General features: G+C 41.3%; 8 protein-coding genes and 3 tRNA genes. 1 reads left to right on the top strand and 10 read right to left on the bottom strand.

Going from position 1 to position 15423, the window contains the following annotated elements; translation table 11 throughout:
- Window positions 1-72: 72 nt before the first annotated feature.
- From AC21OG_RS07120 to AC21OG_RS07090, 7 genes are all read right to left on the bottom strand, one after another.
- Entirely contained in the window at window positions 73-2436 is a 2364-nt protein-coding gene (locus AC21OG_RS07120) for a protein-disulfide reductase DsbD family protein (protein WP_487378320.1), read from the bottom strand.
- A gap of 97 nt (window positions 2437-2533) precedes the next feature.
- Window positions 2534-3583, bottom strand: a complete 1050-nt coding sequence (locus tag AC21OG_RS07115) for a hypothetical protein (RefSeq protein ID WP_487378319.1) — start codon at window positions 3581-3583, stop codon at window positions 2534-2536.
- A 396-nt stretch (window positions 3584-3979) separates the two neighbouring features.
- Window positions 3980-4055: transfer RNA gene (locus AC21OG_RS07110), tRNA-His, on the bottom strand.
- 75 nt (window positions 4056-4130) lie between these two features.
- Window positions 4131-4207: transfer RNA gene (locus AC21OG_RS07105), tRNA-Arg, on the bottom strand.
- A 94-nt stretch (window positions 4208-4301) separates the two neighbouring features.
- A tRNA-Pro gene (locus AC21OG_RS07100) sits at window positions 4302-4378 on the bottom strand.
- A 229-nt stretch (window positions 4379-4607) separates the two neighbouring features.
- Window positions 4608-6344, bottom strand: coding sequence for a 5-methylcytosine restriction system specificity protein McrC (locus tag AC21OG_RS07095; protein ID WP_487378318.1), 1737 nt, complete (start codon window positions 6342-6344; stop codon window positions 4608-4610).
- 291 nt (window positions 6345-6635) lie between these two features.
- Complete coding sequence (locus AC21OG_RS07090; RefSeq protein WP_487378317.1) at window positions 6636-8087, bottom strand: McrB family protein; 1452 nt, start codon at window positions 8085-8087, stop codon at window positions 6636-6638.
- A gap of 293 nt (window positions 8088-8380) precedes the next feature.
- Here AC21OG_RS07090 and AC21OG_RS07085 point away from each other — a divergent pair, with 293 nt between their 5' ends.
- On the top strand, window positions 8381-9064 hold the full coding sequence (locus AC21OG_RS07085; protein WP_487378316.1) for a DUF4442 domain-containing protein: 684 nt from the start codon (window positions 8381-8383) through the stop codon (window positions 9062-9064).
- Between the two features lie 54 nt (window positions 9065-9118).
- Here the strand turns inward: AC21OG_RS07085 and AC21OG_RS07080 are convergent, their stop codons facing one another.
- The 3 genes from AC21OG_RS07080 to rpoC form a co-directional block, all read right to left on the bottom strand.
- A complete protein-coding gene (locus tag AC21OG_RS07080; protein WP_487378315.1) occupies window positions 9119-9628 on the bottom strand; it encodes a DUF6586 family protein in 510 nt (169 codons plus the stop codon).
- A 77-nt stretch (window positions 9629-9705) separates the two neighbouring features.
- Complete coding sequence (locus tag AC21OG_RS07075) at window positions 9706-10572, bottom strand: hypothetical protein (protein ID WP_487378314.1); 867 nt, start codon at window positions 10570-10572, stop codon at window positions 9706-9708.
- Between the two features lie 465 nt (window positions 10573-11037).
- On the bottom strand, window positions 11038-15267 hold the full coding sequence (gene rpoC, locus AC21OG_RS07070; protein ID WP_486547528.1) for a DNA-directed RNA polymerase subunit beta': 4230 nt from the start codon (window positions 15265-15267) through the stop codon (window positions 11038-11040).
- Window positions 15268-15423 lie beyond the last annotated feature (156 nt).

Below are 15423 nucleotides of genomic sequence, written 5' to 3'. Positions count from 1 at the left end.
AGACAAATTAAAGAGTAAAGTAAAGCCCCTCCTTCTTTGAGGGCGAAAGATTAAACATACCCTACATTGATATTAAAGCCGTTCAAGAGTTTGCTCAAATTCACCACGCTCGATTGTCCCGACTTGCTGCAACACCAGTTTTCCATCCACAAAGTAAAGTAAAGCTGGAGGACCAAATAAATGTAACTCAGATAAGATACGTGCTGACGCTTCATTAGATTCTGTGACATCCAAACGTACGAATTGCCATTGTTGCATGTCTGCCGGACGGTTGCTAAATAACGTCTTATCCATGATACGACATTCAATACACCACTCTGCAGTAACATCCACCAATACTTTTTGATTATTTTCAATGATAGGTATCAAAGCATCCATCGTATTTATGTGGATATCTGAGGCTAAGGCACTCTCCTGATTGGTAGGATTAGAAGTAGCCGCTTGGTTAATATTTAAACCGTTTGGCTGATGGAAGACACGTAAAGGTTGCCAGGTATCTTCGCTTCCTGCAGCAGCACCGATCAAGGTAACCGTCGACCAAATCGCTAATACAACGGCGAATGGCTTTGTGAATAACTGACCCCGACCCAACCAATGCCAAGCCCATACTGCTACTACCATAAACCAAATTGACCACAGCATCAGCATCATAGGGCTGATGAGTACCCGTTCAACCAGTAATAAAGAGACGGCAAACAGCATTAACGCAAAGCCTTGTTTGACCCAGTTCATCCACTCGCCAGCTTTTGGCATTAAGTTGCCTTGACTAACACCTAGCAACATTAAAGGCGCGGATAATCCAAAGCCCAACATAAAGAGCGCTGCAAACCCCAATAAGGGGTTGCCAATGGTAGACACGGCTAATAACGCCCCGAATAAGGGAGCAGACACGCATGGTGACACCACTAACGCTGACAATAAGCCTGCAATAAAGCTACCTACTGTACTACCGAGATACCTATCCCCTGCCTGACTCATCTTACTGGTTCTTTGCTTGATTGCATTGGGCACCCCGACAGATATCACATCGAGCATATATAATGCTAATACCACAAATATGGCCGCAAAGCCCAGTAATATAATTGGGTTTTGTAACCAACCAATAATACCTAACTGCTGACCAAATACGGCAATAATGGCACCTAATATCCCGTAAGCAACTGCAACGCCTAGCGCATAACTGCCACTTAGCATCAACCCTTTTTTGGCCGTTGGGGTGTGTTGCCGCGCTACAATATTACTAACAATAGGTAGCATAGGCAGCACACAGGGGGTAAAAGCTAGCCCCAAGCCTGCCAAAAATAATAACGCTAAGGCAAGCCAAGGATGCTCTGCCAGACCAAAGGGATCTTGGTCGACAACCCCTTCAGAACTTAACGGCAAGCCAGCATTATTTTTAGCTGCTTGACTTGTACTCTGTGCTGAGCTTTGTTCAAAACGACCCTGATCAAAGCCTGACCCGTCATCAATACCTGTTAACCCTGAAGCATCAGCAGTTGTTGTTAATTCAGAATCACTGGTTGAATCAGTTGTCTCGGCAGTCGTTAGTGTCGTTTCATTGGCATTGTCGGTAGTATTGTTATTGGTATTTGTATTGTCATTAGTATTGGCTTTTGAATTGGAGTTATTCCCGCCTGCGATTGTACTGGCTGTACCCGTTTTTACCGTCTCTTCTGTTTTATTATTTTGAGATTGAGCGACGGTTTTTGGATTATTTTGGTTAATTTGTTGATTGCTTTGTTGATTACTGGATTGTTTGGTTTGTTGTTTGCTGGGCGTCGTTTCAGATTGGTTTTTCTTTTGGTCACCGGCTTTGGGGGTGTTAGCGGGAGCGAGTTGAATACTTAACACTTCTGTTTGTGGTGGATAACAGAGTCCTGCATCCGCACACCCTTGCCAAGAAACTGTGATATTTTGCTTTACGGGGACAGAAGTAGTATTGGTTAAAACCGCCGTTGCCGTCACATTCGGTTGTCTAAACACATTGACGGTACCAAAATTTGGATCATCAATTGTTTGAGCGGAATGAGAGAATTTTAAGGGGCTCGCTGTTACTCCATCGGGCAGCTTTAATTTTAATTTATCTTTATACAGATAATGCTTAGGCGTAATATTTAGCGAAATAGTCAGCTTATTTCCATTTTGAACAGGCTCAACTGAAAACGCTTGCTCTACTGGTAAGAATTTCTTTTGCCCAGACTGCTCGACACTGTCACCAAACAAATCACCGAGGCCTGCCGCATTAGCCTGATTGACACCGGCTATCTCTAATCCCACGCCTATACTTAAAGGGAGTGACAAAGAAAAAGACAATACTAGTGGCACTGCAAGTAGCTTTTGAGGGAGACGACGTTGACCGAAAGCTTTGAATTTTTGAACCACACGCGTGGTGGTTTTTTTATCCATCGGTTCTTGATTGTTATTTGCGTATTTCATCAAAACACTTCACAGAAAAATAACTAAGCCTTAGAAGGCAAAGTAAATTTAAAAACGTTTAAAGTTACCATATTCAACGGTAATATCAATCCAGATGCTAATCTTTTTTAGACCCGTCAGAGTTGCCAGCAACTTGGTTCAAATTTAGCATATCAGGCATTTCTGGCATTATACCGCGATTTAATAAGGCGTCTAGATGGGCTATCTGCTGCTTTTTATCAAACTCATTAACTTCAGCAATCAACATTTTTTCAATATATTTATCCAACTGATAACAGCTTAAACGCGCGCATAAGACGGCCAATTGGTATATACGACGTTTACAATGTACATCGACACTGTGTAGTAATCGCACCATTTTAGCCGTTTCTAAAGAGGCATAATTATAATTGGGAACTGTATTTTCTGGCAAAGGGGTGACCCCATACGAGATTGATAAATGCGCAAAGTAATAACAGCAAAATAGGTACCCCAACACATGACCAATAAAATAAGCCCGATCATAGGTATAGCTCATCACACCAAAGTGACCTAACACATAGCTGTTGAGACTGGCTTGATCAGCAATAGTATTTTTATCACGTAAGCGGCCGACCGTCGGTAATTTTAAGTGGTTTTTATTAACCGATGTCAATTGCCAACCCACAGGTTGCTGCGCTGGCATGTGACGCACTATATCTGAAATAAGATCATCAACGATATGAAGCTGTTGCCACATCCGCTCATTGTTATCCAAGTCAACAATGCCACGTTGATCTAATGCTCTTGCCATTTGAAACTGTTGATACTCAACAAACTGCGGCTTTAACGCTTGTACCATATACGTCGGTCGTAGCGCAGGCTTTACCGTATAAAATATCTCAGTTCTTGCTAACTGATCGTTATACAGCTCTAGCCTTTGCTGCGCCACTTTTTCAAGCTCTTTGCTATTCACTGAGTTGTTAATAGGCAACGGCTCGAACTGATATAACGCCATTAATTCCGCTTTCGTATGTGGCATTGGCGCAGGCGCCTTTAAAGTTTCTTCAGCGGCAGCAGTCGTTTCGTCATTATTTTGTTTGGAAACATCAGGCACATCAGTCGCTGCACTATCTGTATCAGGAGTTTGTCTTTTTTTGACTGTAATGCTTACCGAAGGGTTTGCCATAATAGAACTCTAACTGTTAGTAATTACTATTATCATAGCATTATTGCAACGCCTTAGCATTATTAGCAAATAACTATATAACGACCTTATAACGACAATGAAATAACAATAATGAAATGATAATTAATAATTAATGAAAACTAAATAACTTTACGCTATATCAGCAAGATCTTGAAAAAGAGGAGTCACTCATATCTATAGGAGCTATATTTAGAAGCTATATTCCTTGAAAAATATAATTTGTCATTCGGTATAGTTTTAGAAGATGAACAGAACAGAACAGAACAGAACAGAAGGTAGGATAAACAGAAGGTAGAAAGTAAAAAAACCAATCATGACAAACGTCAAAATTAGCAAAAAGATAAAGATTACAGATATTTTATAAAAAGGAGAAAATGGGGCGACTGATGGGACTTGAACCCACGACAACCGAGATCACAACCCGGGGCTCTACCAACTGAGCTACAGCCGCCATAATCAACATGAACATGTCAAAAGAGTACAGCGTCTTGACTTATGATGAGTCAAGTATTACGACAGGCGAAAGTGGTGCGCCTGGCAGGATTCGAACCTGCGACCACCTGCTTAGAAGGCAGATGCTCTATCCAACTGAGCTACAGGCGCTCATAGTGCTGACAATGACTTATTTAAACATAATAAGCAACAAATGTCTTATTTAAAGCATAAAAAAAAGCCTGTAAGGCTCCGATTTAAAAAATGGTCGGAGTGATAGGATTCGAACCTACGACCCTCTGGTCCCAAACCAGATGCGCTACCAAACTGCGCCACACTCCGATATTTTACTTCTTTACGGTTTTGATGATACTTGCTCGTTAAAAAAGCTAATTTAATAAACCAACCTTTTTAACAATTAAACTTTGATCAGTGCAATCAAACATTAATTACTTGAAGCGTCATCGCTATCGAGGTGCATATAATAGGATTAAAACCGAACCTTGTCAACACTTTTTTCATTTATTTAAAAAAGAATCGCGTTAAAATATTGAAACCTAATATATTTTCTTCAAATCAGTACATCTCCTGTCTCAATATCAAATGGAATAGCGCTTAGATACGTTGCACCCTGATACTGAGAACTTAGATTCTGAGAACTTAGATTCTGAGAAATTAAATGCTTGGAATTTAAATACTGAGCATCATACTGATTAGGCTGCCTATTTTCATCTAATTTAGGCAACACGTCAAGTCGTTGTTTGAAATTTGCTGTCTTCGGATAAATCAGCCAAGACTCCGAACAGTTCAAATGTTGTTGATATACAAATAACTGCTGCCAGTCAGCGCCACTGATATGATGCACACTCTCTATTGCCTTATATTTGATATCAATAACATGGGTAATAACTCCCTCGTTATCAAAGATACACGCGTCGGGAATAATCTTTTGAATGACATGTGTCGGTGTTACTTTATCTTTTAGAGGGTGATCATTGACGTTATTATTTGACATTGGGCTGTTAACCAACCAGTCCATGGTCGGCTGAATAATCAACTGACTATTGGGCAGTGTGTTAGACACCCACCGGATAAGCTTACCGAGCACCCAGCGCTCGAATGCATGGTTCATATTTATCATTAGTGCCGGTACCGGTGTTGTCATAGCACTATTTTGAGGGCTCTTATCGTTTTGAATGCTGGCTTGTTTTTGGTCCTTTGCATTGCCGTCTGTTTTGAAAGTCTCTTGGTTATCTAGGCTATGCGTCAGTAGCCACCAGCACCACTGTAGTGCCTCTATTAAGACGTCACGCTGAGAGACAGTATACTGAGCATACCAGTGCTTTTTGTTGTTAAGAATATCTCGATACGTTGTCTGCCAATCTCTTACTGGCAAAGGTTTAATAGATTGTAAGCCATGAGGCAGCCTCATACTATTGTCTTGCAATAGCTTTTGTAATTGCTGCAAACCCGTCACGATAAATCTTGCCAGCGCTTGGTCTATGCGAAATATTGACTGCTCACTATACAGATAATGTGGACGATGCCAGTTATTTTTTAACTGCGAACTTAGCTTGAGTTTACCCTGAGCCCTAGGTTGATTGTGCACTTGTGTTTGATAGTTATTTGGCAATAAGACAGTAGCTTGTTCTATCTTCTGTTTGGCAATCTTTAGTATCCCTTCGTACCAAGGTGAGCCAGTGCTGCTATCGTAGGTATTTTGTTGGGTCAGACTAGGGTGCGTGTTTTGCGTAGAGCCATACTGAATAGGGCGAGGTTTTATTCGAGGTAGAATGGATGGGTAATATTGAGGAAAGGTCGCCTCTTTTATCTGCTGCGATAGTAAAGGGCTTGTGGGTGCAGTCCCCATAGTTATAGCGGGTATGGGCTTGTGTAAGCCATCCTCTGCAATATCGGCGAGCATTTGTGCTACCCACTGCCGAGCTGTTTCAATCTGCTTAGCATGGGTTAATTGATGGTCTGCCAGAGCTATTTTGGGTAGTATTTCCAACGTAACACCACTTGGCAACACAATACTGGCTAAATAATGGCTAACATAGAGGTTTATCTGCCCTCGCTTAACCTCAATTTTAAAGCACGGTAATTCTTTGTTGATTAAGTAGTCAAAATCTTGTGGATCACCAAAGTCCTCTCGGTATAGTCTTTGATGTTCAAGACAACTCATGACCTGTCGATGTTGATTAAGTTGGCTTGGTATTGAGTTATGGACTGAATTATTGGAAGCGGGCATAGCAGCCTTGTAAAATAGTAGCCTTGTAAAATAGTAGCCTTGTAAAATAGTAGCCATCGAATCACTCTTTAATGTGTAGCAGCGTTCAGCTCACTAAGCCTAAGACTGCTCTACCGACACTCACGACTAACACTCGGTTGCCTTATAACACGTTGGAGACTGCTTAACGATATTGTCTAAAACAAGGCGTTCTTAAAGAGACGTTAATTCTCTAGATAATGTCAATCCTATCACTCTATAAGACTATCACTCTATAAGACTATCACTCTATAAGACTATCACTCTATAAGACTATCACTCTATAAGACTATCACTATTAAAAACAATCACTATTTATTCTTAATGATATTATTCAACTGAGGTTAATGCATACAGCTGCTGATAAGGCTTAGCAACAAGGTATTGAGCAGACCTTTGTTGTAGACCTTCCACTTCTGCCTCAGCTAAGATTTGAGTGTCCAATTGATCAAGCTGGCCATTAGCAACGGCTATAAACGCAGGAGTGTAATCAATACTAGTAGCTATACCCTGTTCAGTGTCAGGCTCCCTAGCTGAGTGAAGCACTTGAAACAGACATGCCTCTACTCTGCCCAATATCTTATCAGTAGAATGCCCATACAGCACTTGTATGAGTATATCTGTTACCTGAGCTGGCATCGCTGATAGCTTAATGTACTCTATTATCTGCGGAATAATTTGTCGATGAAGACGCTTTGCTAGATCTGCTACATCCTTTATTTGCATAAAATAGGCATGACCTAATTGTGCCTCTTCTCCTAGAAGTGACTGCAAACGATGATTGATAACCTGCATCAGTTGTCCCACATCAATCTTACTGCCTTCTATATCAGTGATGTGTGACACCAACGTACTATCTGGATAGCAGGTCACAAAATCAAATCGACGTCGAAAGGCCATATCAAGCGCAGCTAGAGAATGATCCTGAGTATTCATTGTCGCATAAATATCGACATTACTCGGCACCATAAACTGACGCCCCGAATAGGCTAGGCGTACACTCATAGGACTTGCCCCACCTGCCCGCTTAGTTGGCTCAATCACACTCATAAGCTCGCCAAATACTTGTGCGGTATTAGCACGGTTAATCTCATCGATCAACATCGCATAACGGTGCTCAGGATCATGACTGGCTTTAGCACACAGCTCTAAAAAAGCGCCTTGCTGGATCTCATACTGCATCTGACCAGTTTGTGGATTGATCCGAGGCCGAATTCCCTCCACAAACTCATCATACCCGTAAGATTGATGAAAGCTCACCAAACAGCTACGTCTCACGGTATGACTATTGGCGTACTGTTGTTCAGCGCGCTCATCATAAAAAGACAGCAAATCGGAGAGCGTTTGTGACAGAGTTAGCTTAACTTCATCTAATAAGAACCATTGGCTCGATTCGGTCTTATCAAAATAATAATTGGCCGAGCGTAGACTTGTATTGACAGTGGTCGATTCTGGATGCGCATGTTTATTTAACTGCACCCATAAGGTTTGACTGATATTTTCATTGCGCTTATTGGCAGCCGCTTTGTCTTTAATCAATTGGTGTTGCGTAATCTCTGGCACAGTCATCATTCTATCTTCTAACAACAATACGGCGCACACCACATCACACCACCCATAATGGCTTATTTGCTTAATTCGCCACGCCTGCCATGAGGTATCGATAGACTCATCATACCGCTTTTGAATGTCAAGCAGACGGTGGGTTTTGCCAGTCCCTGCCACTCCGGTAAAGATAATGTTGGTCGGTGTTGTCGGTAAATGTATTAAATCATTATCCAAAATATCTCTTCACTTATCTTAATATTCATTTATACCAAATCTACAAGTTAATCTATTGAGGAATGCGTGTGCTAACGCAACTAATCATACGCGACATCTAGTAAGGTCAGTGAGTCTGCCAAAGCAAGGTTATCTCATAAAAATGGTAATTGCATTGATATTCGACAAACAATCATTCAGTATAGGACAATCAGATCAATTGAATTCGGTCGACCTATTTTCCCTTTAAATTGGATTTACTTTGCTTTACTCTGCCTTTAGAATACTTTAGATTCTAACTCAAAGGATGCCCCATGACCCAACTACAAAGCTCAATGAAAACACCGCTTAAAAGAATAGTTAAAAAAGTAACCACTCAGACTAAAGCCGTCCTAAGTGATGCGTCTAAATTAAAAGCCTCTAGCAATAAAACCCTAAATCAAAAGGAAAAAGACAACACTTTAACGGTAAACAATGCCTTTACCAAAATCTTAAAAGCCGCTCAATTCCTACCCAAATCAACCCAATCCTTTGTGCTAACCAAAACCTTTAGTAAGATTGTGCCTTATGTGGGTACAACCGGCATAGTTTATGAACAGGTTACGCCCAATAAGCTGGTGGTAAGTCTCAATAATAAAAAAGGGGTTCAAAATCATATTGGTTCTATTCACGCGGTTGCCGTCACTTTATTAGCAGAAACCGCGACAGGGTTTATACTAGGTATCAATCTGCCATCAGATCGAATCTTATTGGTCAAATCATATCAAGTCAACTTCTATCGTCCACTTCAAAAAGGTCAGATAGCCGCAGTCGCTACATTGAGCGATGAGCAACGTCAGTATATTTTAGATAATCCAAAAGGCGACATGGTCATCCCTTGTATTATAGAGGATCGCAATTCAAATAGTGACCGTGACCCCATTACAGTAGAGATGACTTGGGCGTGGATTCCAAAGTCTGAACTTAAAGGGCGCCGAGAAGGGAAAAGCACATCATAAGAGTTATTAGGGCCCTCATTTTTTATTCAACGTCTTTTTAAATAACGATAAGCCTTAGTATTCAACCATCCCACCCCGCATCTCATCTACCAAAGTCATAAACTCTTGGCGCCACTCTCGGATGGTTTGCTCATCTGGCAGCCATTGATTAGATAAGGTAACGACGTTGACAATTAAGTCATGATCGGAAGGGGTTATGGTTGCGCTGTCTGGTGCTGGCGCATACTGACAGCGCTGATAGGCCATTTGAATATGTGCCAATACACCAGACTCTAGGGAAATTTTTAATCGTTGCAACTCAGGTGATATTAAGGTCTTTTGGGCCAACTGACTCTCTATATACTCGATAGTTGGTTCGGTCGTGTCAAGATTATAAAAGTGAGCAAGCTCTTGTAACAGTGCCCAGAACGCACCTTGTAAATGAAAAATTGCCGTCTCACAGTGTGCTTGATAAAGTTGTTTATCCGCCGTTTCACCCGCTTGCTTACAAGCAATTCTACAAAAATAAAACTTTTGATTGGTACGATCTGCTTGATAGCGTGCCACTCTACCTTTGTCTGCCATAGATGCTTAACCTATTTTATCGTTAAATTCCTAATGTAGCACAAAAAGGCAACTTAGTGATAAGGTTAGGCTCTATATTAAGAGGATTGTTGGGGAAAGTCATAATTTTTATAGATTTCTAATATTCCATTTTTTTTATCAATGAATATTCTTTCTATTCCAAACCCTCTGCTACCCATGTCCGGATTTTTATGAAAAATATCAATTTTATTAGCTGCTTTAAAGTCGGCACTATAATTACTAATCGTTTTTTGACGTAATAAGGGCTTCAGATCACTATCGTCAACTTTATAGCTAATGGTCGCAGCACTTGGTATAAAAGATTGTTTTAAACTCAGCTTTCTGCCTTCTGCCAATTTAGAATAGCCATCCGTTACCATTATTTTGCCTAAATCAATACTGTATTTGTCGACTTGGAATTCAGTTTTTACTTTCGGATTCTTATACCATCTATAGTTATATAGGTCTACGCCACGATTTAACTGCTTATGTAAATGATTCAAGATATCTTGATAACTGTCCGCCTTAATTTTCAAGGCGTTACCATCGTACTTCGCGGTAAAGTTGGGACAGGTTATCGCAAAGTCAGGGCTGCCACTTGAGGTCAAATCTCCCATACTTATTGTTTTTTTGGTGTTAGAGGTAGCATCATTGGATTGCCAGTTTGCATTGATCGCTAACTGATTTTTCAAGGACATCAGCATAATATTTAAGCTATCGCAATCTGGGCTAGTGGATTTACTCAGAACCGTTTTGTTTTGGGTCGCTTGTTCTGATTGAGCGCCGTTTGACTCAGCGCTTTTAGCTACCCCTTTACTAGACACCGTACTTTTATCGACACTGGTTGACGCGGCATAAGCACTCATACTAAATGGCATTATCACAAGCAAAGATGACAATACAATCTTCTGCATGATAGGTTTATTTTTGATTGAATTTTTCATAGTGGTTTATTTTAATAGTTTGTTTATGGAATAGGGTATAGCTTTATCTATAGTCAAAGAACTTTAAAGTAGTCACAAGGCAACCGAGTGCAAGTACTATTGGAGTAGGCTTAATGAGGTTAACGCCGTGGCTTTTTATAAGTTCGCCGACTATATAGAATAATCCATCTTGGTCAGCTACATTAAACCTCGTTATTATTTTGGGTTGGATTATTTGTGTTGGGTCTGTTGCGTCTAGACTTGCCTTACTTGATAGGCTAACTTCTTAATTTGATATTATTACGATGAATAGTATTTACTATGAACAGATTAAATTGAATTTATGATAGACATCAAACACTACAGACAAATTAATATAATCATTCTTTTTGTTACAAATTAAATTTTACAAAAACAAAAAGCCGGCAATTATGCCGGCTTTTTATCTTATCTCTTTACTAATGCTAATGGAGACTTAACGTCATCCTACTGACCCGGTTTATCTTGACTAAGCTCTTGAGCAAAGGCTTCATCAAAGCTTCTAAAGTCTTGAGCAGAACTATTAGCTTCCATATCGAAGGCTGCATCTAACGCGCTTTCAACATCATAGTTTTGAGTACCCTCTTTCGCTTTCTTACGCGCCGCATGATAAGCAAGACCAGTACCCGCTGGAATCAAACGTCCAACCACAACGTTTTCTTTAAGACCGCGTAGCTCATCGACTTTACCCTCAACTGCAGCCGCTGTTAAGACGCGAGTGGTTTCTTGGAAAGACGCCGCGGAGATAAAGCTTTCTGTGGCTAAGCTTGCTTTAGTAATACCCAATAATTGACGTTCAAACTTCACTGGGAACTTATCTTCAGCAATTAGCTTCTCATTGATTGCAATGACATCAGCATATTCAGCCTGATCGCCTTTGAAGTAATTTGAATCACCAGGCTCAGTAATTTCTACTTTACGTAGCATCTGACGAATAATGACCTCAATGTGTTTATCATTAATTTTCACACCTTGCAAACGGTAAACATCTTGTACTTCGTCAACAATATAGTTTGCCAACGCCGTTTCACCTTGCAGACGTAAAATATCATGAGGATTTAAAGGACCATCTGCAACCACTTCACCACGGGCAACTGTTTCGTTTTCAAAGACGTTAATTTGACGCCATTTTGGAATTAGCTCTTCATGCGTCTCACCCTCTTCATTGGTAATAATGAAGCGGTTCTTACCTTTCGTCGCGGTACCAAAGCTAACCACACCCGACATCTCTGCCATAATAGCGTGATCTTTTGGACGACGCGCTTCAAATAAGTCAGCAACACGTGGCAGACCACCGGTGATATCTTTCGTACCAGAAGTCGCTTGTGGTACACGGCCTAATACCGAACCTGCTGTGACGTCTTCACCGTCAGAAACACGAATGATAGTTTCTGCAGGTAAGAAGTAAACGACCTCTTTACCGCCAGTCGTATCAAGAATGATGGCCGGACGTAAATCTTTAGCATTAGATGGGCGATCTTTTGGACCTAGGATCTCAAACGAGCTCATACCAGTCGCGTCATCAATCTTCATAGTGGCAGTAGAGCCATCAATGATATCACTAAAGCGTGCTTTACCCGCAAATTCAGTGATGATAGGGTGAGTGTGTGGATCCCATTTTGCAACGGCTTGCCCACTTTCAACTTCGTCGCCATCTTTCACAAGTACACTAGAGCCATAAGGGACTTTATAACGCTCACGTTCACGGCCCACATCATCGGCAATACCGATCTCAGCAGAACGTGACACAATCACTAAATGACCATCGACATGTTCCACTGTTTTCATATTATGGAAACGGATGAAACCTTTATTACGCGCAGAGATACTATTGTCTACTGACGTCGAGCTTGCCGCACCACCAACGTGGAAGGTACGCATCGTTAACTGAGTACCAGGCTCACCAATGGATTGAGCTGCCATAACACCAACAGACTCACCAATATTTACTTTGTGACCACGGGCTAAGTCACGTCCATAACACTGAGCACACACCCCGTGTGGGACATCACAGGTAATAACCGAACGCACCCAAACTTCATCGATACCGTTGTCATCGATAACCGTAACACCATGCTCATCAATCAACGTACCGGCAGGTAATAACACTTCGTCATCACGGCTAATCACATCGCGAGCAACCACACGACCAAGGACACGATCACCGAGTTTCTCAATGATTTCACCACCTTGGATATGCGGTGTCATGTGCACACCTTTATCGGTACCACAATCATCTTCAGTGATGACTAAATCTTGAGCGACATCGACCAAACGACGCGTTAGATAACCCGAGTTCGCTGTTTTAAGAGCGGTATCTGCCAGACCTTTACGCGCACCGTGAGTTGAGATGAAGTACTGAAGTACTGACAAACCTTCGCGGAAGTTGGCTTTAATAGGGGTTTCAATGATTGAGCCATCTGGCTTAGCCATCAAACCACGCATACCTGCCAACTGTCGAATCTGAGCCGCACTACCACGAGCACCAGAGTCTGACATGATAAAGATTGAGTTAAACGACTTTTGCTCTTCTTTTTCACCTTTGGCATTGATAACGATATCTGTTGATAAGTTGTCCATCATCGCTTTTGCGACTTTATCGTTGGTACGCGACCAAATATCAACTACTTTGTTATAACGCTCACCAGCAGTAACGAAGCCTTGCTCAAACTGTTGTTCAATTTCACGAACTTCAGCGTCTGCTGCATCAAGTAATTCTTTTTTCACTGGTGGGATAACCATATCCTCAATACCAATTGAAACCCCTGATAGCGTCGCTTGAGCAAACCCTAAATACATTAATTGGTCCGCAAAAATAACACTGTCCTTCACACCACGGGTACGGTAGCAAGAGTTCATTAACTTAGAGATGTTCTTTTTGGTCATCTCTACGTTACACTCTTCAAACTTCATACCTTTTGGCATGATATTCCAGATAAGTAAACGACCCGCAACCGTCTCTTTTAAAGACGTGCTTTTGGTTTCGTTACCTTCTTCATCGATCTCAGTCTCTGTCACACGAACTTTAATCTTAGCGTTCACATGTAAGTCGTTAGAGCCAATTGCACGTAAGGCTTCGTTTACAGTGGCAAAGATCATGCCCTCGCCTTTGGCATTGATCGATGAGCGACTGATGTAATATAAACCCAATACAACGTCTTGTGACGGTACGATAATCGGATCACCGTTTGCAGGAGACAAGATATTATTGGTAGACATCATCAACGTACGTGCTTCAAGCTGAGCTTCCAACGTTAACGGTACGTGTACCGCCATTTGGTCACCATCGAAGTCGGCGTTAAAGGCAGTACATACCAAGGGATGCAGCTGAATTGCTTTACCTTCGATTAATACAGGCTCAAATGCTTGTAGTCCAAGTCTGTGAAGCGTCGGTGCACGGTTTAATAATACTGGATGCTCACGGATAACCATGGCCAGCATATCCCATACTTGTGGCTCTTCACGCTCTACCATCTTTTTAGCTTGCTTAATGGTCGTCGCCATGCCATGTGACAACAGTTTTGAATAGGTAAATGGCTTAAACAACTCAAGCGCCATTTTCTTCGGCAAACCACACTGATGTAGACGTAGGGTCGGACCAACTACGATGACTGAACGTCCTGAATAGTCAACACGTTTACCCAATAAGTTTTGACGGAAACGACCTTGCTTACCTTTAATCATATCGGCAAGTGACTTAAGCGGACGCTTGTTACTACCCGTGATGGCACGACCACGACGACCATTATCCAATAACGCATCAACGGACTCTTGAAGCATACGTTTTTCGTTACGTACGATAATATCGGGTGCATTTAATTCGAGTAGGCGTTTCAAACGGTTATTACGGTTAATCACACGGCGATATAGATCATTAAGATCTGACGTCGCAAAACGGCCACCTTCCAAAGGGACTAGCGGACGCAAATCTGGTGGTAAAACAGGTAATATAGTCATTACCATCCACTCAGGTTTGTTATTAGAATCACGGAAGGCTTCTAATAATTTTAGACGTTTAGACAGCTTTTTAAGCTTCGTTTCAGAGCCTGTGTTTGGAATCTCTTCACGTATCTCATCAATTTCTAAATCAATATCGATGTCTTTTAATAAGTCTTGAACCGCTTCAGCACCCATTTTAGCGATAAACTCATCACCAAACTCTTCTAGTGCTTTATAGTAGTCTTCATCATCTAATAGCTGATACTTCTCTAAAGACGTCATACCAGGATCAGTGACGACATAGCTTTCAAAATATAAGACACGCTCAATATCACGTAGCGTCATATCTAATAACAAACCAATGCGGCTTGGTAATGATTTTAAAAACCAAATATGAGCCACTGGACTGGCAAGGTCAATATGACCCATACGATCACGGCGAACTTTGGCGGTGGTGACTTCAACACCACATTTTTCACAAATGACACCTTGGAATTTGCGACGCTTGTACTTACCACATAGACACTCAAAGTCTTTTACTGGGCCAAAAATTTTGGCACAAAATAGACCATCACGCTCAGGCTTAAAAGTACGGTAGTTAATTGTTTCAGGTTTTTTTACTTCACCATGTGACCACGATTTGATGGTTTCAGGTGCCGCCAATGTAATTTGAATACTGTCAAATTCACGTTTGCCATTGTCGGCAGGGCTTTTCATAATATCGAGTAAATCTTTCAAGTTGCTTCTCCGTTATATGTGTTCACGGCATTTAGGTCGGTTTTACCAGTTTGACTGATAATGCTAAGCTACCGTTTGAAGGCAATGAATTAGGCTGAGTTAAAGGGAGGATAAAGGCTGTCAATATTAAACCTTTATCCAGACTAGCTTGGTAGA

It is taken from the genome of Psychrobacter sp. CX5 (assembly GCF_057621535.2).
The sequence above is the reverse complement of the archived record's forward strand: the minus strand, read 5'-3'. Positions and strand labels throughout refer to the sequence as shown.